Source organism: Coprobacter secundus subsp. similis, assembly GCF_015097275.1.
Classification (GTDB): Bacteria; Bacteroidota; Bacteroidia; order Bacteroidales; family Coprobacteraceae; genus Coprobacter; species Coprobacter secundus.
Genome location: NZ_AP023322.1, coordinates 4,032,297 through 4,057,400, shown reverse-complemented (window position 1 = coordinate 4,057,400; position 25,104 = coordinate 4,032,297). Strand labels below are relative to the sequence as shown.

The 25,104-nt window shown below is 40.9% G+C and carries 12 protein-coding genes; 11 read left to right on the top strand and 1 reads right to left on the bottom strand.

The window, feature by feature from the left end:
• The first annotated feature begins 8 nt into the window (after nucleotides 1-8).
• From Cop2CBH44_RS15990 to Cop2CBH44_RS15940, 11 genes are all read left to right on the top strand, one after another.
• Nucleotides 9-1,691 (top strand): RagB/SusD family nutrient uptake outer membrane protein, encoded by a 1,683-nt coding sequence (locus tag Cop2CBH44_RS15990; RefSeq protein ID WP_044230458.1) that lies wholly within the window; start codon nucleotides 9-11, stop codon nucleotides 1,689-1,691.
• A gap of 23 nt (nucleotides 1,692-1,714) precedes the next feature.
• Nucleotides 1,715-2,692: an SGBP N-terminal domain-containing protein gene (locus Cop2CBH44_RS15985; protein WP_021931030.1), complete on the top strand. Its 978-nt coding sequence runs from the start codon at nucleotides 1,715-1,717 to the stop codon at nucleotides 2,690-2,692.
• Nucleotides 2,693-2,757: 65 nt separating this feature from the next.
• Nucleotides 2,758-3,240 (top strand): T9SS type A sorting domain-containing protein, encoded by a 483-nt coding sequence (locus Cop2CBH44_RS15980; RefSeq protein ID WP_021931029.1) that lies wholly within the window; start codon nucleotides 2,758-2,760, stop codon nucleotides 3,238-3,240.
• 4 nt (nucleotides 3,241-3,244) lie between these two features.
• Nucleotides 3,245-5,941 carry a LamG-like jellyroll fold domain-containing protein gene (locus Cop2CBH44_RS15975; protein ID WP_200755203.1) on the top strand — a complete coding sequence of 899 codons (2,697 nt, stop codon included), beginning with the start codon at nucleotides 3,245-3,247 and terminating at the stop codon, nucleotides 5,939-5,941.
• An 8-nt stretch (nucleotides 5,942-5,949) separates the two neighbouring features.
• Complete coding sequence (locus tag Cop2CBH44_RS15970; RefSeq protein ID WP_044230500.1) at nucleotides 5,950-7,914, top strand: exo-alpha-sialidase; 1,965 nt, start codon at nucleotides 5,950-5,952, stop codon at nucleotides 7,912-7,914.
• Between the two features lie 57 nt (nucleotides 7,915-7,971).
• Nucleotides 7,972-9,927 (top strand): exo-alpha-sialidase, encoded by a 1,956-nt coding sequence (locus Cop2CBH44_RS15965; protein WP_044230457.1) that lies wholly within the window; start codon nucleotides 7,972-7,974, stop codon nucleotides 9,925-9,927.
• Between the two features lie 46 nt (nucleotides 9,928-9,973).
• Nucleotides 9,974-13,999, top strand: coding sequence for a hybrid sensor histidine kinase/response regulator transcription factor (locus tag Cop2CBH44_RS15960; protein ID WP_200755202.1), 4,026 nt, complete (start codon nucleotides 9,974-9,976; stop codon nucleotides 13,997-13,999).
• A gap of 18 nt (nucleotides 14,000-14,017) precedes the next feature.
• Nucleotides 14,018-16,945, top strand: a complete 2,928-nt coding sequence (locus Cop2CBH44_RS15955; RefSeq protein WP_021931025.1) for an alpha-L-rhamnosidase — start codon at nucleotides 14,018-14,020, stop codon at nucleotides 16,943-16,945.
• 128 nt (nucleotides 16,946-17,073) lie between these two features.
• The gene (locus tag Cop2CBH44_RS15950; protein WP_200755201.1) at nucleotides 17,074-18,207 is read left to right on the top strand and encodes an aldose epimerase family protein; all 1,134 of its coding nucleotides are present in this window, start codon (nucleotides 17,074-17,076) and stop codon (nucleotides 18,205-18,207) included.
• A gap of 97 nt (nucleotides 18,208-18,304) precedes the next feature.
• Complete coding sequence (locus Cop2CBH44_RS15945) at nucleotides 18,305-20,968, top strand: family 43 glycosylhydrolase (RefSeq protein WP_200755200.1); 2,664 nt, start codon at nucleotides 18,305-18,307, stop codon at nucleotides 20,966-20,968.
• A 187-nt stretch (nucleotides 20,969-21,155) separates the two neighbouring features.
• A complete protein-coding gene (locus tag Cop2CBH44_RS15940; RefSeq protein ID WP_200755199.1) occupies nucleotides 21,156-22,160 on the top strand; it encodes a glycoside hydrolase family 43 protein in 1,005 nt (334 codons plus the stop codon).
• Nucleotides 22,161-22,670: 510 nt separating this feature from the next.
• On the opposite strand, the gene Cop2CBH44_RS15935 is transcribed toward Cop2CBH44_RS15940, so the two are convergent.
• Nucleotides 22,671-24,746, bottom strand: coding sequence for a glycoside hydrolase family protein (locus Cop2CBH44_RS15935; protein WP_021929319.1), 2,076 nt, complete (start codon nucleotides 24,744-24,746; stop codon nucleotides 22,671-22,673).
• Nucleotides 24,747-25,104 lie beyond the last annotated feature (358 nt).

The following is a 25,104-nucleotide window of genomic DNA, read 5'->3' as shown; positions in this document are numbered from 1 at the left end:
ATCCAACTATGACTAAATACATTTTCAAGATACAAATACTATGTCTCGCGCTTCTTGTATTATCAGGGTGCAACGATTTTCTTGATAAGGAAGTCTTAGGGAATTCGACCGACAAAAATTTCTACGACACCCGATACAAATTACAAGCTGCCCTCAATGCCACCTATGACATTTTACAAAGCGACGAATTCACCGATAGCGACTGGCGATTCGGCGAAGCCACTGCTGACGATGTAATCGGGTCGGACGAAGGGCTCAGCAGCCAAATGGGACAACTGGTACATTTCAGGTTCAATACCTCCAATACATACATCAAAAAACGTTGGGACATCAACTATAAAGGCGTCCACCGCGCTAATCAGGTCATTGCCAATGTCGACAGAGTGCAGCTCTCAAACAACGATTACAGCAAATACCGTGAAATACGTGAGATTTTAGGACAAGCCAAATTCCTACGTGCATTGTTTTACTTTAACCTTGTCAAAACATTCGGAGGCGTTCCCATTCGTCCCGAAATCGAGACCGTAGACAACCTGGTAATTCCAAGAAGCTCCCGCGAAGAAACATTTGCATATATCGAAAAAGACCTGCGTGAAGCCGCCTGTATGCTCTCCAACCGATACACATCAAGTAATTCGGGCAAAGCCAGTGCCGGTGCTGCCGTAGGATTGCTGATGAAAGTCCTTATGTATCAGGCTACTCCGGGAACACCATCTGAAAAATGGGAACAAGTGGTAGAATTGGGCAAATACTTCGTACAAGGAGCCTCAATGACTATGAGCCAAATGCTTCGTTACGACGAACGGTATAACGAAGATTGGGAAACCCTTCGCAAACGTCTATGGTTCAAACCCAAAGAACTCAACGGAGAAACAGACCCCTACGAAGGTCCCGACTTCGAAATCGCAAAACTGGTAAATGCATACACTTTCAAATATACCGATGCCACAGGTTCACCCATTACGTATCTCGACCAGTTCTATTCCGCCGGAGAATTTTGTAGTGGCTCTATATTTGAAATTGTATTCAAAGAATCCGGAGACGGAACGACTGGCGACACCAATGAGGGTAGTTCGATATACTCCACTCTATTTGCATCAGGAAGTCCCATGTATGCCGACGACCAAATCATTGCCAATATCTTCGGCAACGATTACCGACGCAACTTTACCATCGGACACCATCAATACACTCCCGACCATGAAAACACCGAAATTGGTGCAGGTCGTATATTATCCTTGAAATGGTACACCCCTATCAAAGACCGGCCTACATATACAGGAGACAGTGGTAAAAACCGTCGCTATTTGCGTTACGTAGATGTAGTACTGATGTTTGCCGAAGCTCTTAATGAATGCGGAAACGGTGCAGAAGCTTTAGAGCAACTCAACAGTTATAAAGCCGTCGTCAACGAGTTAAACAACAGTTCATCCCTCTATATCGGAGGCGGCTATGGTTACCTCCGCGACCAAATTTGGAAAGAACGCCGTATCGAATTCTCTTACGAATGGGAACGATTCTGGGATATCGTGCGACAAGGCCGTGCCGCAAGTGCATTAAAGACATTCAGTACGATGCGTCCTAACAAACGGGGGCTCTATTTCCGCGAAGGGGTTAACGAAATATTCCCGATTCCCCAGACTGAAGTAGACATCTCGAACGGAGTAGTTACTCAAAATCCCGGTTATTAATATTAATCTGAAATTTATCTGCAATGAAAATAGCATTAAAAACAATATTAGGATTTTTGGTCATTGCGGCTTTCACTGCGTGTGAAGACGATGAAGCCACTCAGCCCCATGCCGCAATGTCAGTCGGAAAATACATCTACGACACAAACGAAACGATGAAAATACACTTTACGGGTTCCGCCGAAAACGTAGTCATATACACCGGTGATACCGACCACGACTATGAACTGCGCGAAGCCAGCAATTACGGACTGGTTGTCAATAAAGGTTTGTTTACATATTCATACCAGCAACCGGGCACTTACAAAGTAGTATGCGTCGCAACCAACCACACCGACGCAGGAAATTCCATCAAACGCGATACCTGCTCCTTCATGGTAAAAGTTATCGATGACGTTACCGAAATAGAAAGGCTATCCGCTCCCCAGGTTATCTACGATGAAGTATTTGCCAATCCAGTCAATGAAACCGACTGGTTGCTGCGCCTGCCACGAAAAATCAAATTCAAAACATCCAATGCGACAGTTTCGCTTTCTCAAAAGCTGAAATTCTACATCGGATCCGATTCCACAAAAGTCTATATCGATGATAAAGAATTCTCTTCTACGGCCAAATATAATCTGGCAAACGTTCTCAACATCAAACTGAAATCTCATGAAGGAACCGAACGTCCGTACAAACTCTATACGGTAAACTACGGAGAATTCAAAACATTCGAATTACTTGGAGTACAAGGCACGATAACCCGTTCGGAATTTGATTACAGTTATTACGAAATCAATATGACTGTTCCGTCGGGAAGTGATTTGAGCAACCTCGCTCCCACTTTCACCTTATACTCAGACAATGACAAAGTATATATCGATGACGTTGAGCAAATTTCAGGTACCACGACAGCAGACTTTACCAAACCGGTAACATATCGGTTTGTAGCGTCATATCCCAATCGGCCCGATATCACTGCCGAGTCTACGGTTATAGTAACGGTAACACCTCAATAAATTCTTTCCGGGGAATCTGAATTCCCCGGAAAGCAATCAATAACTATTATAAAATCAAAGGCACCATGATAAAATCCAAACTACTGACGATAACATTTATTATTTCCTGTCTTATATCTACTGAAGGAAAAAATGTGTATATCTACAACGAGAAATCCAACAAACCTATTAACACATTCACAAACGTACGTAAAATTACATTTACGGAAAATACTATGAATATAACCGAAAGCAATGATAAAACCTCTGAAATTCCTCTCTCTGACTTCAACTTTTTCACCTTTATAGAAAAAGTAATCTCCTCCGTAGAAATGCCATCAAAATCAAATACCATTGTCTATATTGACACCAACGACATCCTTTCTATAAAAACAGATAATACCATAGACAATGTCGAAATATTCTCTGTAAACGGAAACAAAATACTTAGTTCTATACCTGTATCCAGCACGTTCTCACATTCTCTCGCTTCTTACCCTGCCGGAATGTATATAGTAAAAACAAGAATAGGAGAAAATCAAGAATTTCATAAAATCATCAAGAAATAAAACTATGAACATAAAAAATAACATTCTGATAAAATTATCATTGGTAAGCTGCCTGATTTTCTGTGGTTTCTGGTTAATCGCACAAAACGATTTATTCATTTACAAAAATGGATCCATAATTTTCCAAGGTTCTACAGAAAACATAGACCAAGTAAAAATAGAAGACAATAAAACTAAAATTTCTATATACGACACATCCGGTAAGACCCTGTACAGCGAAGCTCTTACCCAAATCGACAGTATTACTCTTATCGAAAAACCTATAGCCGATGTCTTGGATGTCGTTTTCAATGAAGACGGCTCGGCCACAGATATCTCCCCCATGAAAAATAACATTGAGGCTGTAGGTACAAAAACATATTACAATGATATATACAATAGATATGTATCTACATTTGATAATACCTGGGCCGGTAAAACATCTTCATATTACAAAATAAACTATGCCAATAACCAGGCATTCAAGGATGCTCTTGCCGACGGACATACCTTAGAAGCTGTCGTCATGGCAAACTATGAATCACCTATCGCAAACGGAGAAGCTAAATTTTTTGCATCTCACGAACGTGGAGGTACGGGTCTTATGGTGTGTAAAACAAACAACGGCATGAATGAGACAAATGAACTCACATTTCTTCCTAATGTCTCATCAGGAAACAGTACATGGCGTTGGGGAACCAGTGGTATAGTACCCCAACCGCGAGAATATTATCACATAATAGGCGTATGGAATAAAGAAGAGGCAAAAGTCTATATATACATAAACGGAGAATTAAAAAATACAGTTGATACTGAAGGTAATTTTATATTCCCAGTAAACGGTTCCGACTGGTTTGCCATCGGCTGTGATGCAGGACCTACTGCCCAATTAGGATGGAGTGGAGACGTGGTAATCGCCCGTATATATGACAAACCTCTGAAGGATACTGAAGTAAAACTACTATGGAACGATATTGAAAAGCTACAGAAAAAACCGGTAGCAGATATACTCGATGTCGTATTCAAAACCGATGGTACCGCCGAAGATATTTCCCCTATGAAAAATGTCATTACAACAAACAACAGTGGAGCGTTATCTACATATTATAGCAATACTTACAAACGATTTGTCGCTAAATTCGGGAATACGTGGGCCGGTGCTACTTCAGGATTCTACCGCATTGATTATGCCAATAATGAAGCTTTCAAAGAAGCTTTGAAAGATGGTCATACTTTAGAAGCTGTCGTTATGGCTGACTTCGAACCGCCTATCTCCAATGGAGAAGCCAAATTCTTCAGTTCGCACGAAACCGGAGGTACCGGATTGATGGTCTGTAAAACAGACCGAGGTTTGAACGGGAAAAACGAACTCTCATTCTTGCCTCACGTCGGGGGAGACTGGAAATTTGTCACAAGCGGTATAGCACCTCAACCTCAGATATACTACCACATCGTTGGAACCTGGAATAAAGAAGAAGGAAAAGCCAGGATATATATAAACGGTGAACTGAAAAATACGATAGAAGCTGTCGGGGAATTCAAATTCCCAAAAGATAATTCAAACTGGTTCGCCATCGGTTGCGATGCCGGACCCACGGCTCAGTTGGGATGGAGCGGGGATGTGGTATTGGCTCGTATCTATGACAACCCGCTTACCCCTCACGATGTTGCCGTGCTATGGGACGAAGTGAAGAAGCTACAGGAAAATGCCGTAGTCGATATGGTAAGTGACATTGACTTCATCTCAGGTATCGCCGTCAAAATTGGAGCTACTTATAATATCTCCGGTACCGGATTTACCGAAGACGATAAAGTCATTTTCACTTCCGTAACCGATGCATCGAATATACAGACCCTAAACTGTACACTCAACGGAGAAAACGGTATATATATCACTATCCCGGAAGGATTCCAATCCGGGCAATACCGTATGATGCTTTTACGAGGTGAAAACAGACAAGACCTCGGACTGACAAAACTCCAAATCGTAACAAAAATGCCCCAACCGGCTCAAATCATAGCCCACAGAGGATATTGGGATACAGAAGGATCTGCTCAAAATTCTCTGACAGCAATACGAAAAGCCCAAGAACTCAATCTTTATGGGTCGGAACTCGACATCTGGCTTACTACCGACGGACATCTCGTTCTCAACCACGATGCAACTTTGAATGGAGTAACTATTCAAAATTCGACATACGAACAAGTAAAAGACCTTACGCTAAGTAACGGTGAAAAAATAGCACAATTGAGCGATTGTTTAACACTTATCAAAGAGAGTGAAAGCCCTACAAAACTAATTATTGAAATCAAGACTCACTCAACGGCTGAACGAAATATGGCCGCGGCAAAAGCTGCAGTCGAGGCCGTTGCCGAATCCAGAATGCAAAACAAAGTAGAATACATAGCTTTCGATTTAGATATCTGTAAAAAAATCGTTTCCCTCGATGCCTCAGCCAAAGTCTCGTATCTGGCAGGAGGAATTGCCCCGGAAACACTCCATACCTATGGCATCAGTGGATTAGACTATCATATTCAAGAATTCCGAGACAATCCACAGTGGATAAAACAAGCAAAAGACCGGGGAATGTCGGTAAATGTATGGACTGTCAATTCAATCGGAGATATTGCCGAAATGACTAATGCAGGAGTACAATTTGTAACTACCGACAAACCTTTAGATGCCCTGAAAGTCAAACAATATTACGAAAATAATCAATGAACAAAAAAATGAATGTACATATAAATTTCAAAACCTCAATACTCATTATGTTTTTACTTGCAGCATACAATATATATGCCGTCAGTAAAGACCCATATTCCGGTTCTCGGATTTTTTGGGATACCGATAGTGAACTGACCCTATTCCCTTCCGGCAACTATGCCCGTATCATACAGCTTCAAGACGGTCGTATCATGGCCGCAGCCGAGTCCGGAGGCGGAATATCGGTATGTTACAGTTCCAACTACGGAAAAACCTGGACCTCCCCTGAGTTGATTGTCAGGCAACAAAGTCTGATACCATACGCTGTACCCGACCTGATACAATTGACCGACGGTACCATACTTGTCGGATTCAATCCTCGGCCATCATCCCCATATAGCGAAAACCGAAAATTCGGTATACGTACCATGATAAGTCATGACAACGGAAAAAACTGGGAAGGACCTATCTTTATCTTCGATGCCCAATATATTTCCGATAATGGATGCTGGGAACCTTCATTCCTTGAATTGCCTTCAGGAGAATTACACTGCTATTTTGCCAACGAAAACGACTTTACATTAAGCAACGAACAGTGCATATCGATGTGCCGCTCATTCGACAAAGGGAAAACATGGAGCGATCCTGTACGCATATCCTTCCGGCCCGGTTCCCGGGACGGTATGCCGGTGCCTATCATAACCGACAATGGAGAAATTGCAGTAATCATTGAAGACAACGGTTGGCCGGGATACTCAGGGTTCAGAGCAACGACAGTACGATGTCCGCTTTCAGACAATTGGAACAGCGTCATAGGAGCCGACAGCCCAAACCGAAATATCATATTTGCCAATACAAATGACAAAAAATATAAATCTGCAGCTCCCTATCTGCGCAAATTACAATCGGGTGAAACCATAGCTTCCTGGCAAGGCGACTATGGCGACCGCAAAGGAGTCGGAGAATCCCAATATGATATGTTTGTTGCCGTCGGGGACAAAGATGCCAAAAATTTCAAAGCCATAAGTGCTCCCTTCAATCTCTCCCTGTCCCAACATTCATTATGGAACTCAATAGCCGTTGTAGGAGACGGCAGTGTAATTGCCCTTGGCTCCATAGGAGACCCGAATACCGGAAATGCCATAAAAATGATAAAAGGATATCCCAAAACATATTTTGAGGCCGACTTCGGCACCCCCGTTCTCGATGGGTCGGCTTCAGGCGACACATGGACATACAAAAATGCCCAACAGGTATTTATGGGTAACGTTACCAAAAACAAAACAACAGCCGATTTTTTGTATGACAACAAATATCTCTACTTCACAGCAAGAGTAATAGATCGGGACATCTACACCGACAAAGTAGACAACGACGGTATTTTCCTGTCTCTCGACTTGGAAAATGCCTGCGATACATACCCACAAAAAGGGATGTTCCAGTTTTTCCTCGATGTCAATGGGAACGTTACCATGAAATATGGAGATAATAATAACTGGCATGATGCCGACAATACCGAAGATATAACCTATATCGTCAATACAAAATCTTTTTATTACGATATGGAAATAGCCATTCCCTGGAAACTGCTTGGTTACGAAACAGCTCCTGTACAAAACCAAATGAGAGTAAATCTGGAAATTCGAAACCGTAAAGACGGAGCTGTCGAAAAAGAAATAATACCCGAAACACTGGCTAAGCAATCTTGGAGCTGGATGGAGTTCAGACTGAATAAAACTGAAAGTGGTATCCAAACACCACTTTCAGACAACCAGAACATAATAGCATACACCGAACATGGAACACTGAATATAAAAAGCAATACCGATATCTCCGGTATCTCTGTATACGCTTCCAATGGAGCTCTGCTACATCAAACTCAAAGTTACGGTAATTCGTACCAGATTCCTCTATCCTATTCCGGAAACGGAATTCTTAAAATCAAACTCGCAAACGGAAATACCGTATCCAAAAAGATTTTATTTCCTTGAAGAGTTTTATTATTTTTTAATTTATATTTATCACAAAAAAAATCAATTCTCCACTTTATGAAAATACGATTAGTTACTTTAGCAATCATCCTCACCGCTATTACATCTGTGGCTCATGCCAAGCGGGTAGACCCATATAAAGGTTCTCGGATATTCTGGGATACAAGTAGCCAGACAACAATCTTCCCCACAGGAAATTACGCCAGATTGATAGAATTGCAAGATGGTCGTCTGCTCGCAGCTGCCGAAAGCGGAGGCATTGCCATATCTTTCAGTGAAAATAAAGGAAAAACATGGAGTGCTCCAACCAAAATAGTCAGCCCTTCAAGCAAAATGTTCCTTGCTGTACCCGACCTTATTCAACTTTCTGACGGAACAATTCTGGTAGGATATAATCCGAGACCCGAAGCACCCTATTCCGAAGAACGCCGCTTCGGAATACGTGTAGTACGCAGTACCGATAATGGAGCTACCTGGAGCGAACCCATTTTTATATTCGACGCTAAACATAATTTCGACGACGGATGTTGGGAACCCTCATTTCTGGAACTGCCCTCAGGAGAAATTCAATGCTACTTTGCCAACGAGAACGAATACACGTCAAGCAACGAGCAATGCATTTCCATGTGCCGCTCTTTTGACAAAGGCCTTACCTGGAGCGAACCCGTAAAAATAAGCTTTCGAGCCAATTCTCGTGACGGTATGCCGGTACCGGTACTTTTAAAAGACAAAAGCGAAATTGTTGTTATCATCGAAGATAACGGTTGGCCGGGACGAGGCAATTTTGCCGCTACTACGGTACGTACCACACTCGAAGATAACTGGACGAGCGGCTATGTAGATGCCGGAAGTTCCAATCGCAACATGATTTTCGAAACCACTCCTGCTGTTGGAATCATATCGGCAGCACCTTATTTGCGGGTACTACCCTCCGGAGAAACTATCGCATCATATCAGGGAAATGAAAATAGGAACGTTACCGATTTGCAATACTTTGACATGTTTGTAGAAGTGGGTGACGAACACGCCCGAAATTTCAAAGCACGAAGCACACCTTTTGCTTTAGGAGCGGACAAGCATTCCATTTGGAATTCCGTTGCCGTAATCGATACCGGAATTGTCGTTGCCGTCGGTTCTATAGGAGAACCCAACAAAAACAACTCCGTACAAATTATCAAAGGCTACCCCAAAAAATGTTTCGAAGCAAAATTCGGCACTCCTGTAATTGACGGAGCAGCATCAGGAGACACATGGACATATAAGAATGCCCAACAGATATTTATGGGTAACGTTACCAAAAACAAAACAACGGCAGACTTCCTGTACGACAGCAAATACCTCTATTTCACAGCAAGAGTAGTAGACCGGGACATATATACCGACAAAGTAGACAACGACGGTATTTTCCTATCACTCGACTTAGAAAATGCCTGCGATACATATCCGCAAAAAGGGATGTTCCAGTTTTTCCTCGACGTCAATGGGAGTGTTACCATGAAATACGGGGAAAACAATAAATGGAATGATACCGACAATACAGAAGGCATAAAATATTCTGTAAACATAAAATCCATATATTACGAGATGGAAGTAGCCATACCTTGGGAACTACTCGGCTACGAAACAGCTCCTGTACAAAACCAAATGAGAGTAAATCTGGAAATTCGGAACCGCAAAGACGGAACTGTCGAAAAAGAAATAATACCTGAAACTCAGTCAAAACAATCATGGAGCTGGATGGAATTCAGACTGATTGATAACGCGACCGGTATATCACCCGTCACGACAGACAATAATAAAATAAAAACTATCATCCAAAATAAAGTCCTTAATATTTACGGAAACAACGACATGACCACTGTTTCCCTATATTCCTTTAACGGAATGATTTTGCACCAGGCAAGAAACTGTGGCTCAGTCTACCGGATTCCCCTTCCCTACTCTGGGGGAGGAATCCTGAAAATACAACTCGAAGACGGAAGTGTCGTGAACAAAAAAATATTGTTCCATTGAATCGAACCCTCTATTCCAATTCACAAACAAATCAATTTTTCGCCAAATGCCTAAACATCTGTCATCACTTATCTTATTGATTATCCTTACGACGGTTTTTCCACAATCACCGGCAGCCAAAACCAACTTCAGATTCATGCATATCACCGGCAAAGACGGACTGCCGTATCAGCAAGTTGAAGAGCTCCTCCAAGATGATAAAGGACGACTATGGATAGGAACGCGCAACGGTCTGTCCCGGTACGACGGATATAACATCGTGTCATACTTCAATCAGGAAGATAACCAAAACTCACTGACACATAATACGATAGAATGTATCTTTCAAGACAGTAAAAAACGTATATGGATAGGTACCCACGACGGGACATGTCTCTATCGTCCGGAAACCGACGACTTCAAACGATACGAACCGATAGCATCATCTATCATAGAGACCCACGATGGCAAAATTGTTTGCGGAGGGAAACAACTATATTATTATGACGAAAAAAGTGACAACTTCATTTTAGTACAACGTAAAGACTCTGAATATATCATATCCTTAGCCGTCGACGAACAAAACAGAATATTTGTCGCTACAAACAATTCTATCTTCTATTATGACTCCTCCTTTACGAAAACAACACAAATAAATCCGTCCTATTTTTCAGATTTTCTCACCGGATTCGACGGAATCATACCCTTATATTTTGACTCCAAAGGATTATTATGGATTGGACGCAACGGAAAAGGGGTTATGAATATAAATCTCACTACCGGCGAATCAAAAATATACCATCCGGAACAAATCTCTGACGGAACAGTACGATGCATTACAGAAGACGATATGCACCGTATATGGCTCGGGACAGAAAAAGGTGTTACGATAATCCATCCTGACGAAAATATTGAAATCCTGCAACAAAATTTCGTAGATAAAAACAAGTTAAATGACAACGCTATCTATACAATACTCTGTGACCGCGACGGTAATATCTGGATAGGAACATATTTTGGAGGTATCAATATATTGCTCCGAAAAAACGAACAATTCGACTGGATAGAACCAGGATACAACTCTACTAACCTCAAAGGAAAAGCTGTAAGAAAAATCATAGAACCGCAAAAGAATATTCTGTGGATAGCTACCGAAGACGGAGGACTGAACATTTTCAATACAGAGACCAATGATATTACGGTATTCGACCACATTCCTATTTTAGGGCACAATATACACGACATACTCTACGACGAACAAAAAAATTCCATGTGGATAGGAACATTCCGCAATGGACTATTTTTATACAATCTACCCACCCGACAATGGCAACAATACTTGCCTGAAAATGCGGAAGGACTGCCTTCCGATGCCATTTTTTCTATCAAAAAACAACGCAACGGAACTATATGGATTGCCACCACGCAAGGATTGCGATATTACGATGTCGAAAAAAATACATTCTGTACCGTAAACCACAACAAACTGGATATAGACTTCATCTATTGCTTATACATAGACTCTGACGACAATGTATGGGCCGGAACACGTAACAATGGGCTTTTTCGCATCGATAACAAAAGCAAAGAAATAGTTGGATGGTCGACCCCTACCCTAAAAGACTATTACATTACCTATCTATATCAGGACTCAAATCAAAACATCTGGATAGGAACCAATAACAACGGGCTCCAATACATCGAACCTACAGGAATGCAAGTACGCTCTCTGAGTCCGGAATTGTCTCTATCGAAAAACACAATTTGCAGCATTATCGAAGACCAATCCAAACAACTCTGGATAGGTACAGGACAAGGGCTGTATCGGCTCAACAAAACCAGAAACGATATCATCCGATATACAGAAGAAGACGGTCTCCCGACCAATCAATTCAATTTTTCCTCAGCCATTCATGCCCAAAACGGATTATATTACTTCGGCAGCGTCAACGGATTGATATCATTCGATCCTACTCATATGAAGAACGAACGGAAAACATTCGAAGTGCACCTTACACAACTGATTATAGATAATCAGATACTGACAGCTAACTCTCCCGACTCACCTCTTACGACTGAAATCGATAACATGGAAAGTATCACCCTATCGTATGACCAGTCTCGTTCGTTCAGCATCGAATACGCAGCCATCTCGTTAGGAAATACAAGCTCTATCAGTTACCAGATAAGACTACTGGGGATAGACGACACTTGGCACAACATCGGCCAAGAACGCAAATTCGTCGGGTCAAACCTATCATCAGGCACATACACGTTGCAGATAAGAGCCAACAATTCTAATATGGGATGGGAAAAAGAAGCTATCAAAGAAATTAAATTAATCATTCAACCCCCATTCTATCTGTCATACCCGGCATATATCATCTACTTCATACTCTTCGCTTTAGCCATCTACTTTACACACCATATATTCTCCATCAGGCTGAAAGAAAAAAATGAAGTACGGATTGCAAACATGGAAAAAGAGAAACTCGAAGAACTGAACAAAATAAAACTAGACTTTTTCACTTCGGTTTCACACGAATTGAAAACCCCATTATCTCTTATCATGGCACCATTAAAATATATATCACAGCACTATCCGTTAGCAACCGAAGCCTCAGAGAAACTGGATGTAGCTATCAAAAATACCGATAAGATGGTAGGGCTCATTGATGAGCTGGTAACATTCAATAAAGTAGAAAGCGGTAATTTCCAATTTTATATACAACAAGGCAATCCTCTCGAATTTATAGAAAGTATCACCCGGACATTTAAGGAAAGCGCTGCAGAAAAACAAATACAACTGTTTACTCACTGTGAAAATAATGGTGAAACTGTCTGGTTCTCTCCCTCTTATGTAGAACGAATAATGAACAATCTGCTTTCCAATGCACTCAAATTTACCTCTGCCGGAGGCAAAATCTTTGTAAATGCATCCATTATAGACAATGCAGACAAATGTACATATCTCCATATTGAAGTCAGGGACACCGGCATAGGGATAGCTAAAGAAGAGCTCGAAAACATCTTCAACAAATATTATCAGACCAAACGGGGACACAACAAGAACAACAAAGGCTGGGGGCTCGGGCTTGCACTGGTAAAAAAACTGGCCGAAGTACACAAAGGAAATGTTTCTGTAGAAAGCTCTATCGGACAAGGTAGTACCTTTACGGTAAATTTGAACGTTTCAGAAAAAGCATTTGATGCCAAAGACAGAATCAATGCCGACAAAGCTGAAGTATCCCTCAACCAATACGAGTTCACGACTCCGATGCTGGTCAACGCAAATGTCACATCCCATGTCCCTAACGAAAAAACAGAACTTCAGTTTTCAATTCTCCTTGTCGAAGATAATACGGAACTGCTTTGTTTCCTCTCCGAAATATTTGCTCCAAAATACAATATATTCACTGCAGAAAACGGTAAAGATGCCCTAAACGTCGTAACGGATAATCCTATCGACCTGGTTATTTCAGACATTATGATGCCCGTTATGGACGGTAATACACTATGCCAAAAACTTAAAAACAACATCTCATCATCCCATATTCCCGTCATACTGCTCACTGCAAAAAACGATGCCAAAGATATAGCGGAAGGCTATGAAAGCGGAGCCGATGCGTACGTACAAAAACCCTTTGACCCGCAAATTCTCGAACTACAAGTCAATAATATCCTCAAAAACAGGCAAATTTTACGTGAAAAAATGGTCGATAATCAGAATTCTGACAACATCGAATCAGTATCGTTAAGTAAATTTGATAAAGAATTTATAAATAAAATAAACGACCTTATTGAAAAAAATATGGACAACGACGAATTCTCGATAGCTGACATTACCTCCAGCCTGAGTATCAGCCGTAGTCTGTTACATATCAAGATGAAAAGTCTGCTCAACATCTCTACCGGTGACTACATACGCAAAAGACGCCTGAACAAAGCCTGTTCACTATTGAAAGAAGGATATAACGTATCGGAAACAGCATATCATACAGGATTTGCCGACCCGAATTACTTTTCAAAAGCTTTCAAAAAAGAATTCGGAGTAAGCCCGACAGAATATCTGAATAACAACCATAAACAATGACCCGAATACCTGTCCGTTATGTACCTTACATCAAAAAAAAGTCTGTTGTTTACAGCCATGCTGGCCATATTTGCAGTCATCACATACGCAAAAGAATCTTGCTTTACCTCAGTGACAGGATTACAAGTCGAATACTTGCACAATCCCATCGGAATCGACGTTAAAAAGCCCAGATTCAGCTGGAGAATAGAATCTAACAGACCCCGCATCATGCAATCCCATTATAGGATCACGGTTACCTCTGGCAAAGACAACTCGGATATCATCTGGGATTCAGGCAAAGTAGAATCGGGACTATCCGTACACATCCCTTATGACGGTCCGCAACTCCAACCCTTCACCCGCTATCATTGGAAAGTAGCCGTATGGGACAATCATGGAAACCAAATAACGACAGCAAGCCGTACCGGCTCATACTTTGAAACCGGCCTGCTAAATACCGGATGGTCAGGAGCACAGTGGATAAAGCCGGCAGGTAACAAACTCCGTAAAGATGCCGTTCTGCTCTTCAGGTCCGAATTCAATATAAAAAAAGAAATCGAATCGGCCCGTATATACTCGACAGCATTAGGAATATACGACGTGTTTATCAATAGTAAACGCGTAGGCAACATTTCAGATAACGGAAAGACGACTTATGATGAACTCAAACCCGGTTGGACCAATTATTCGAAAACTCTATTCTACAACACCTATGACATTACCCCCTTCTTAAATAAAGGAGGCAATGCTATTGGAGCCGTAGTCTCCTCAGGCTGGTGGGCCGGAGATATCGCTCACGGTGAATACGGCAACCCGGATTTAGGTTTTCTCGCATTACTTCGCATAAAATATACCGACGGCACGATAGAATGTATCACAACCCATCCCGACACATGGAAATCTAACGACAACGGAGCAATAACAAGTGCCGATATCTATGCAGGTGAATGTTACGATGCCCGACTGGAATCCGGTTGGAATTCGTTCGGTTATGACGATACAAATTGGAAAAGGACAGAAATAAATCACGGCTTTCACGGAAAGATAACATCATTCATTGGCCCCAGAGTACAAGTACGTCCGGAGTTAGAACGTTTTCCGGTAAGTTGTATAAAATATAACGGTAGTACCCCCGATGCCTATGGATTCGGTACAATAGACACTGTAGAAATCTATGATGCAAAAAAAACTGTAAATCTCACAAAAGGAGATACAGCCGTTTACGACATGGGGCAAAACATGGTAGGATGGATAAAGTTTAAAGTAAAAGGTAAACGAGGTACCCGCGTTACATTCCGATTTTCAGAAATGCTGAATGACAACGGCAGTATCTCCAGAGGCAATGATGGCCCCGGTGGAAGCCTGTATCGTACTATCCTCCGCACAGCAAAAGCCACTCTCCAATACACTTTGAAGGGAACGCCGGAAGGAGAAATATTCCGACCGTCCATGACGTTTTTCGGATTTCGCTATTGTGACGTGTCCGTTACCGATGACCTATCGATAGAATCACTCAAAGGTGAAGTTGTCGGTACCGTAAACGAAGAAGGTTCTCACTTTATTACCAACAACGATGCTGTAAACAAACTGTATCGGAATATCTTATGGGGACAACGTGGAAACTTCTTAAGCGTCCCTACCGATTGTCCGCAACGTGATGAAAGGCTGGGATGGACCGGAGATATTCTCGCTTTCTGCCGTGCTGCTACCTATAATGCCGACGTCAATGGCTTTTTCTGTAAATGGCTGGGGGACGTAAGAGACGGTCAACGGGAAGACGGTGCATTCTATGACCTTGCCCCTCGCGTATGGGGAAATGAAGTAGGCAATGCTGCTTGGGCCGAAGCTGCACTGGTCGTTACATGGAATACTTATCTGATGTACGGAGACCTGAGAATTATCGAAGAAAACTACGATGCTATGGAAAGATTTATGCAACAACGAGCAACTCAAGTATTCGACGGTTATAAATACAATGGTGGAGGCATCACCCACGGAGACTGGCTGGCTCCTGAAGGAAACGAGCCTGGAAAAAAACGATGTATTGCCGTATGCTTCTACGCTTATTCTGCCCGGTTGATGCAAAAAATATCCGAAGTCATGGCAAAATATCATGGAAAAAAATACGAACAGAAAGCTTTGGAATATAAAACTTTGTACACCAATATCAAAAAAGAATTCCAAACTCGTTATATAAACTCCGACGGTACCTTGGCACAAGATGGACAGACAACATATTTACTCGCTCTGAAACTGGACCTCTTCCCCGATACTCAATCGGCAAATAAAGCAATAGTCCATCTCGACAGTCTCATCAAATCGAATGATAACCGTCTCGGTACAGGATTCGTTGGTACGGCAATCATCAATCAGACCCTGAGTGAATGCGGACTATCAGAAACTGCTTACAATCTGCTGTTACAACGTAAAAACCCATCTTGGCTATATAGCGTAGACCAAGGCGCTACGACTATTTGGGAACGGTGGAACGGGTATACATACGAATCGGGATTCCATCCGCAAATATCTATGAACTCATTTAACCACTATGCCTATGGAGCCGTTTTAGAATGGATGTTCCGATATATGGCTGGAATCAACCCGGATATTGACAATCCGGGATTCAAACACATTACCCTGTCCCCGCATATAGATTCACGTAATGCAATCCCGACAGGGCAAGAACGCATAACATACGTCGATGCCTCTTATGAATCCCACTACGGCAAAATATCAAGTTCCTGGAAAATAAATAAAAAAAACGGCAACATAAAATATGATTTTACAATCCCGACAAATACTACGGCTACTGTAATTCTTCACCTACAGGACAAATGCAACAAAATAAAATGTAACCAACGTTCTCTGGACAAAGTCGCCGGTATCGTATCTCATAAAACCGACAATACCAAATCCATAATAAATTTATTACCGGGAAAATATAGTTTTACTGTTAGCAAATAATACTGATACTTTCGTCTCAAAAGACTATAATTAGACAAAAAAACACTTTTTCAGAACATGGTTACCCATATTTAGGCGTAATATTGATTTCCTTTGTAACGCATATAATCTAAAAATTTCAACAGACCATGAAAAGTGGTATTTTCTTTTTACTCACAATGACATTAGGTTTATTCTCCTGCATAGACAATCAACAGGAAATAAAATTGGTCGATGCCGATAATTTTACATCATCGATCAATGGAAAAAATGTAAATCTATACACCCTTAAGTCAAAAAATGGAATGACAATGCAAGTTACCAATTACGGCGGTCATGTCGTTTCACTATGGGTCCCCGACAAAAACGGGCATTTCGACGACATCGTTCTCGGACACAATACACTGAAAGAATATATCGACTATGAAGGTGAACGCTTTATCGGTTGTGTCGTAGGCCGCTATGCCAACCGCATTGCCAATGGACAATTTTACATTGATAGTATCCGGTATAACATCCCTCAAAATAACAACGGTCAAAGTCTCCACGGCGGACTGAAAGGTCTTGACCAGGTAATTTGGGACGTGGACTCTGTCACTCCAAACAAAATATTCCTCTCCTATACTTCTCCCGATGGGGAAGAAGGGTATCCCGGAACTCTCAAACTGAATATGGACTATTCACTTACAGATGATAACGAGTTCATAATACAATATCATGCTACAACAGATAAGCCTACAGTTATCAACCTATCTCACCACGGATTTTTCAATCTGAAAGGGGAAGGAAGAGGCTCGATCAATGACCATCTACTGACTATCTATGCCGATTCGATAACCCCGGTAAATGACGTACTGATTCCGACAGGGCAACTTATGGCCGTCGAGGGTACCCCTTTCGACTTCCGCAAAGCAACGGCAATAGGCAAACGAGTCGATACAGATAACGAACAATTGAAAAATGCAAACGGGTATGACCATAACTGGGTACTTAACCGGAAGTCCGCATACGATATCGAACTCGCGGCATCAGTATACGAACCAAGCAGCGGCAGATATCTCGAAGTTCTCACCGACCAGCCTGGCCTCCAGTTTTATGGAGGCAACTTTTTCAATGGCAGTGGAAAAGGTAAATACAATCCAACCATCGATTATCGCGAAGCGCTGGCACTCGAAACCCAAAAATTTCCCGACAGCCCGAATCAACCCAATTTCCCGTCTACCCGTTTAAATCCGGATGAAACATACAGGCACACCTGTATATATAAATTCTCCATAAAATAAAAACAATACGCAGAAACAATATAGTCACTTATTCGTGCACATGTCTCTGCTGCTTCTGACAATTCATTCGCTCTTTACATCAAAACACACAATATATATGAAAAAAATACTGTTACCTTTTATCTGCGCCTGTGTCGGCTTTGTTTCGCCACACGCACAAAACATACCAAACCCCGTAATTCCCCGCGTTGCCGATGCTGGAGTGATGAAATACAATGGAAAATATTACATTGGCGGAGTAGGTACAAACGGAGATTTCTATGTATCACAAGACCTGATTCATTGGAGTGAACCTATACATGCCATAACAATGGACAACGAATGGACTCAAGGTACAGGAGCCAAAAACAATCAAATACATGCAAACGATATGCTCTACCTCAATGGTAAATTTCATCTTTACTGGTCAGTAAATTATTGGGGCAAAGACCGTCATGCCGTACACATCGTACATGCAGAAAGCGATAAGCCCCTCGGCCCGTATACCGAACCAGACAAAACTACGTGGCTCGACAATCGTATCGATCCTAAAGTCTTCAAAGATGATGACGGACAACTCTACATGTATATGGTACGATTTACCGAAGGCAATACTATCTGGGGACGAAAAATGAAAAATCCGGCAGAGTTCTCAAGCGAGCCCGTCTGCCTGTTTGCCTCCCTTCCCGATACATGGGAAACAATGGATAACCGCGTTGCCGAAGGCCCTTGGGTTATCAAATACAGAGGTCAATATTACATGATGTATAACGCAAACCACACAGGACATACATGGGGTAACTATCAATTAGGAGTAGCACAAGCCAATTCCCCTCTCGGATTCAATAACGGTAACAAATATAGCTATCCTGTAGTGGGCAGCAATCAAACCCCTCTGGAAGAAAAATATGTAGATATTCTACGATACACCGGTAAAAATTATACTCCCCTGTTTTCTTATTCCGAAAATAAACCGGCTAACAATTGGTATGACATAACCTTTGATGATTCTGGTTGGGAAAAAGGAGAAGGAGGTTTTGCATCGAAAGAAATAGACGGTTCCACGGCAAGACATTGCGGTACAATATGGCAATCTCCTGCACTATGGCTTCGCAAAAAATTCATCGCCGATAAAAATCCGGGAAATTTGGCTCTGAGAATAACTCATTACGGTGATACTAAAATCATGTTAAACGGCACAGTAATATATGATAAAAAAGGGCCGGACTATTGTATGGTCAATCTTACTCCCCAACAACGTAAAGCATTGAAAACCGGAGAAAATATACTGGCCATAGAAACTTCTGCCAAACGCTCGAACTACTTCGACATATCACTCTTCGACCTAAAGAATGACATCGCCGACGATATACTGTTCACACCAGGACAGCCCAACATCCTTAGAGGGCCCAACGGATTTGAATGGTGGCTTGTTTATATGGCAAACAGAAATGACAAATCTCGCGACCAGTACATCGACCGGGTGCAGTTTTTCGACAAGACCATGTATGTCGACGGTATTACCGGTCCCAATACCCCTGGGTATCATCCGGCACCGGCATTACCCACATTCTCTGTCGACAGCACAGCCCCGGCCTCCGGAATATTTTCTCAAGTTCGGCCTTCTGCAACATATTTATTCGAAACCGGAATTAAGACCTCGGGTAATGCCGGTGCAATCGCTTGGTGGAAAGATGAGAACAATTATGCTCGGGTCGGTCTCGACGCCTCAGACAACACATGGTATCTTTCCGTAAAATTGAATGGTAAAGAGACAAAAGAAAATTTCGAACTTCCGTACAATTTCAATTGGAATGTCTATCACCATTTCAGAATTGAGCGGAATGGACGCAATCTGAAAATAAACTTAGACGAGATACCGGCACCAACAAAAAATACATTTGACAATATCATTCCGGCAACACCCGGATATCCCGGCACATTCGACATAACTGGTAACTCCCTGTTCGACGGTACGATATATACTATCGGATTTGATGAAGACGCCATTCAATTGTCTGAAAATGAAGAGATACTGAAAGGTGACCTTTCTAATAAATACGAATTAAGTTTCCAAATTTACGGATTGGACAAAAACAAATTCACAGGATGCTATCCGGCATATATCGACAAGAATAATTACGTAAAAGCCATATTTAACGGAATATCAGGCAATCTCGAAGTAACAGTAGTAAACAAAGGAAAAATAAAACTCCAAAAAGAATACTCTCTGGAAAACCTGCGTACTGCCTATCCCGATGTCAAATACACCGATACATACGAAAAAAACTATCGCTTCACAACTCCTACCGTAATCGATGCACTATACCTGAACAGGCACGATATCGACAATAAATCAGACTTTACCGCCAACATGTTCGACAAATTTTCTGTCGAATATCTGACCAATGGCAAATGGTATCCTATCGACAAAAGAAATGCCGAAATAGACGATAACCCGATGTATAATCGACTGACTTTTACCCCGGTTAAAGCAGAAGGAGTACGATTTATCAACAGCACAGCAACAGACTTACAGCGACATATATACAAAATAAGAGTCAATGAAAAACTAAAAGAATCATACAATTTCCGGACAGTCAGAGATAACGAGAGATTATATATATTTGTTGATGGTCGGGAGCTGGATATGCTGGATATTTCTTTACCAGCTTCTAAAGTAGGATTCTGTAACAGTAACTACTACTCTACATATCAGGGTATTTTATATTACCATATCGGGGAAAAACAACAAATTATCAAAACATCATCTGAAAAATAATGATTAAGAGCCGATTTAAATTTTACTCGAGTTAGCCTTGAAAATTTCTTCATGGATTTTTTTGTTTGCATGAGGATAATAACAAGCTACCTAACCAATGAAAACGGGAAAAACAGGCCGAAAGAAAGCCTGGCAGAATTACTTTTATCGGAAAATTTAAACAAGCTTTATTTTAAAAATAACATATATGAACAACAAATTCTTATCAAAAACAACTATTGCCTCCCTGGCGATTATTACTGCTGTGCTGTGTGCATGCACATCTGAAAAACCGGTATCCGAAAGTGAAATTTTCTTTGCAGACCCCACCATATTTGTCGAAAACGGCAAATATTACCTCACTGGAACTCGAGAAAATGGAGGCGGAGGTTTTCAAATCCTCGAATCAGACAATTTGGAAAACTGGCATTATTACAATGAAGACTCTACATACTTCATACTCAAATCAGGGGAACAAACATTCGGAGATAAAGGATTCTGGGCTCCCCAGATTTACAAAGAAAATGGAATTTACCATTTTTTCTATACAGCAAACGAACAAGTTGTTGCAGCAAAAGCAGATTCTCTTACAGGACCTTATCGCCAAAATATCATCCGACCTATCGACGGTAGTGAGAAAAATATAGACCCGTTCCTTTTCAAAGATGAAGACGGTAAATATTACTTATATCACGTACGATTCGACAACGGAAATTATCTCTGGTCAGCAGAATATGACTTCGACAATGATTCTATTTATAAAAACACTTTGACAAAATGTTTTGAAATGACCGATGCCTGGGAAAAAACCGACAATAACATCTGGCCCCCCATTATGGAAGGACCTACTGTCATTAAGCTCGACAGCATATATTATCTGTTCTACTCAGCCAATCATTATCAAAACCCTGACTACGCAGTAGGCTACGCTACGGCAACATCTCCCTCCGGCCCTTGGACTAAACACCCCAATAATCCCATTATACATCGTGACATTGTAGGGGAAAACGGCTCGGGACATGGCGATTTGTTCATGGGACTCGACAATACACCTTATTATGTATATCACATTCACAATAATGACTCTACGGCTAATCCTCGTCATACACGCATTATTCCTCTAAAATTTAGCAAAAACGACAGCACAGGGATATACGACATAACAGCCGACAAAGAACATATTATCATTCCCCATATTAACCAGGTTAAATAAAAAGCATAAATTCGTTACTTTGATATAAGAAAACCAGAAAAATATCAATATCCTAATAACAAACAGAGAACCCAAGAAGGGGCTGTCTAACAAGTCTCCAAAATTGAAAATCACCCCGTCAGGATTCATCCTGACGAAAATGAAATCATTAAAACCAAACTTGTCAGACAGCCCCTTCTACAATAGATATCTATATATTGGCAAAGACCTAATAATCAATACCTTGCCCCAAACAATCCCGACAAATACCCCTCTGCCGGAAAATTTCAACGAACTCCATAAATAACTAATAAAGACACTATAATGTAAAATTACAAAAATAATTTCCTTAGTGCTTGTCTAAATTTTCCGATAAAAATATTACCAGGTCGTATTTGCATTTTCTTTCGGGCACTTTTCCCGTCTTCACTCATCAGATAACCCGATACCATTTTCATAAAAACAAAAAATATCCTCGAAAGAAACTCTCAAAACCGACCCGAGCAAGATTCTGACAGACTCTTATTTGATTCATTCAAAAATCTGCTTTCCAAACTTATCAAGTATCCTGTTATACGCTTCCGATGCCGCACCATTACCCCAATCGTAGATAGTAAACTCTCCCATACCGTCTCCTTCTGGAGAACTACTACCTCCATGACCATAATTTTCCATAGTAAATCCATAATCCCTCTCATCGAAAAAAGGCCACACCTTCTCCCATTGTCGTTTTGCATCAAGATTTTGAGGACAATACATCATCTCAAACGACGTTTTTAAAGCACAGACTCCTCTTTCCATATATTCGGAAACATTTAACAATTTTCCATACTGTAAAATAATTTCAGAAAATAAACTTCCTCGCGAATCATTCCACTCACCGTCAGCATTCATAACTCCAAATCCCCCAACACCATTCACATATATATATGGAGGTTGCCAAGAAGCCTGGGTCATCAACATTTCATCCAATACCCTTTGTCCTAATTTCAAATACTCAGAACTGCCTGTTGTATGATAGCATTCCAATAAAGCTTCCGTTGTCCAAAACATGGAAAAATTACATTGCTTATACATATTATTCCTTACGACCTTCTTCCCAACCCATTGAGGGGTACCTATCCGACAACACGACCAATAAGTTTCAAAATCTTCCCAACGTCCCTCAGTTATGACCTCTTTCACAGCCTCCATTCCTTTCAATGCAGCCGCTCTATATTCCTCTTTCCCCGTTATTTCATAAAGTTTAAGCAAAAATGTGACCGACAAAGAAGTCTCTGGAGAATCATTCAAATATTCCATAGGCTGTAAAGTATTTACATCCAACCAACCTGGAAAATAGCCATTATCATACTGTACCCCCAACAATGCTCGACCATAAGATTCCGCATAGGACAATAAACGTTCATCTTTTTCCAATTCATCATACCAGCGAAGCATCAGCAATGCCGTCCAACTCATATCCAAAATATGGAACGGAGACTGCTTTGCATCCCAAGTATATGGATTCCTATTCGAATTACCCCAAAAATAAACATCCCAACCCTTAGAGCGATTATACTTTTTACCGTTCAGTTTTTCTTCATACATTTCTGTCCCGATAAGCCCATAGAAAAAACCATTCTTTTGAGGAAATGACAATGCCAACTCTTTCGTAAGGATCGCTTTTTCCAGAAGGTCTTTATTAGCCGTCCTTTTAGCATACCTGAATAATCCACTTGCAGACCTCAACGAACTAAACCAAGCCTGATTCCATATAGATCTAAACTCTCGCTCATTCACTTCTCCCGGATAATTCGGACTTTGTGTGGTATTTACAATAAATACAGGAGCACCCACTTTCCTCCCATCGATTACAAACTCCTGCCACACGCTATTTTTCCAATTATTAAACGCCCAATCATAAGTATATTTGACATATGGTTCCAAATTTAAGGGCAAGGAACGAATAAATAAATCATGCCCCCACCTGTTCCACATAAATTTAAGCGGACATCTAAACGGATTTTCTAACTCCTCCTTTTCCTCATACTTAATAATATAAAATCCAAATTCTACATTCCTATCATAAATAGCTCCGGGACAACGTTCATACAATACATGGTCCGAAATCCGGCTTTCAGACATTCCCAACAAAAAAATATTTTTTCCCGCATCCATGTCCATATACCATTTATTCTTACCTGCATTGGCAAGAATATCCAAATCAGGTATAATAACGATACCTTGCTGTTGATTTACTGCAATAAGAGCAGGAGTACGAAAAACATGCTGGGCAATAATATGATTATCAGAAGGGGTAAGGTGAGGTGCCCAGTTAAATATAGGCTTAAATTTTGGTTTTATCTGTACTTGCCAGTCATCCTGCCTGATTATTTTCCCTTTAAGGTCAAAATGAATAGCCACCTTTATTATATTCTTATCGACCTCTATAATCTCCGACGAAAATTCTGCATCTCCCAGCCCTCCAACACGAATAGACTCTATAAATGATGAATAATCGACAGGAAACTTGTCTATCTCTATCTCATATTTTGAAACATTTGACGATAAAGCATAGCTGCAAAAAAAGAATAATAACAAAAATACATTAATCACACATTTCATATTTTTTCAATTTATTTTTTACACCTTCGAATTTTCTCCATAAAGGAAAATACAGCACAAAATTCTCACTCAATACGCCACAAACAATTGTCTGATTCTTTTCCAAAAACAGAATCTTGCATACCGACCTAAAACTTATAAATCCCTATAATACCAATTAAGATTATAAATCTTGTCAAGTTGCCAAGCCTTGCAAATTCATCAAGCTTAATTACAATTGAAAATTGTGCACAAATTTCATAAAAATTTTATTTACTGATATTTAAAGTGTTGTGTGATTACTTTACAAATATAAAATTAAAAAATAGAAAACACAATAAAAATATGACAAATAATAATATTTGTCATAAACTCCATT

Excerpts from the sequence above, each read along its gene's own strand:
- Cop2CBH44_RS15980 (WP_021931029.1), top strand. The coding sequence starts at position 2,758 with ATGATAAAATCCAAACTACTGACGATAACATTTATTATTTCCTGTCTT.
- Cop2CBH44_RS15985 (WP_021931030.1), top strand. The coding sequence starts at position 1,715 with ATGAAAATAGCATTAAAAACAATATTAGGATTTTTGGTCATTGCGGCT.
- Cop2CBH44_RS15955 (WP_021931025.1), top strand. The coding sequence starts at position 14,018 with ATGTACCTTACATCAAAAAAAAGTCTGTTGTTTACAGCCATGCTGGCC.
- Cop2CBH44_RS15945 (WP_200755200.1), top strand. The coding sequence starts at position 18,305 with ATGAAAAAAATACTGTTACCTTTTATCTGCGCCTGTGTCGGCTTTGTT.
- Cop2CBH44_RS15960 (WP_200755202.1), top strand. The coding sequence starts at position 9,974 with ATGCCTAAACATCTGTCATCACTTATCTTATTGATTATCCTTACGACG.
- Cop2CBH44_RS15950 (WP_200755201.1), top strand. The coding sequence starts at position 17,074 with ATGAAAAGTGGTATTTTCTTTTTACTCACAATGACATTAGGTTTATTC.
- Cop2CBH44_RS15975 (WP_200755203.1), top strand. The coding sequence starts at position 3,245 with ATGAACATAAAAAATAACATTCTGATAAAATTATCATTGGTAAGCTGC.
- Cop2CBH44_RS15965 (WP_044230457.1), top strand. The coding sequence starts at position 7,972 with ATGAAAATACGATTAGTTACTTTAGCAATCATCCTCACCGCTATTACA.
- Cop2CBH44_RS15940 (WP_200755199.1), top strand. The coding sequence starts at position 21,156 with ATGAACAACAAATTCTTATCAAAAACAACTATTGCCTCCCTGGCGATT.
- Cop2CBH44_RS15935 (WP_021929319.1), bottom strand. The coding sequence starts at position 24,746 with ATGAAATGTGTGATTAATGTATTTTTGTTATTATTCTTTTTTTGCAGC.
- Cop2CBH44_RS15990 (WP_044230458.1), top strand. The coding sequence starts at position 9 with ATGACTAAATACATTTTCAAGATACAAATACTATGTCTCGCGCTTCTT.
- Cop2CBH44_RS15970 (WP_044230500.1), top strand. The coding sequence starts at position 5,950 with ATGAATGTACATATAAATTTCAAAACCTCAATACTCATTATGTTTTTA.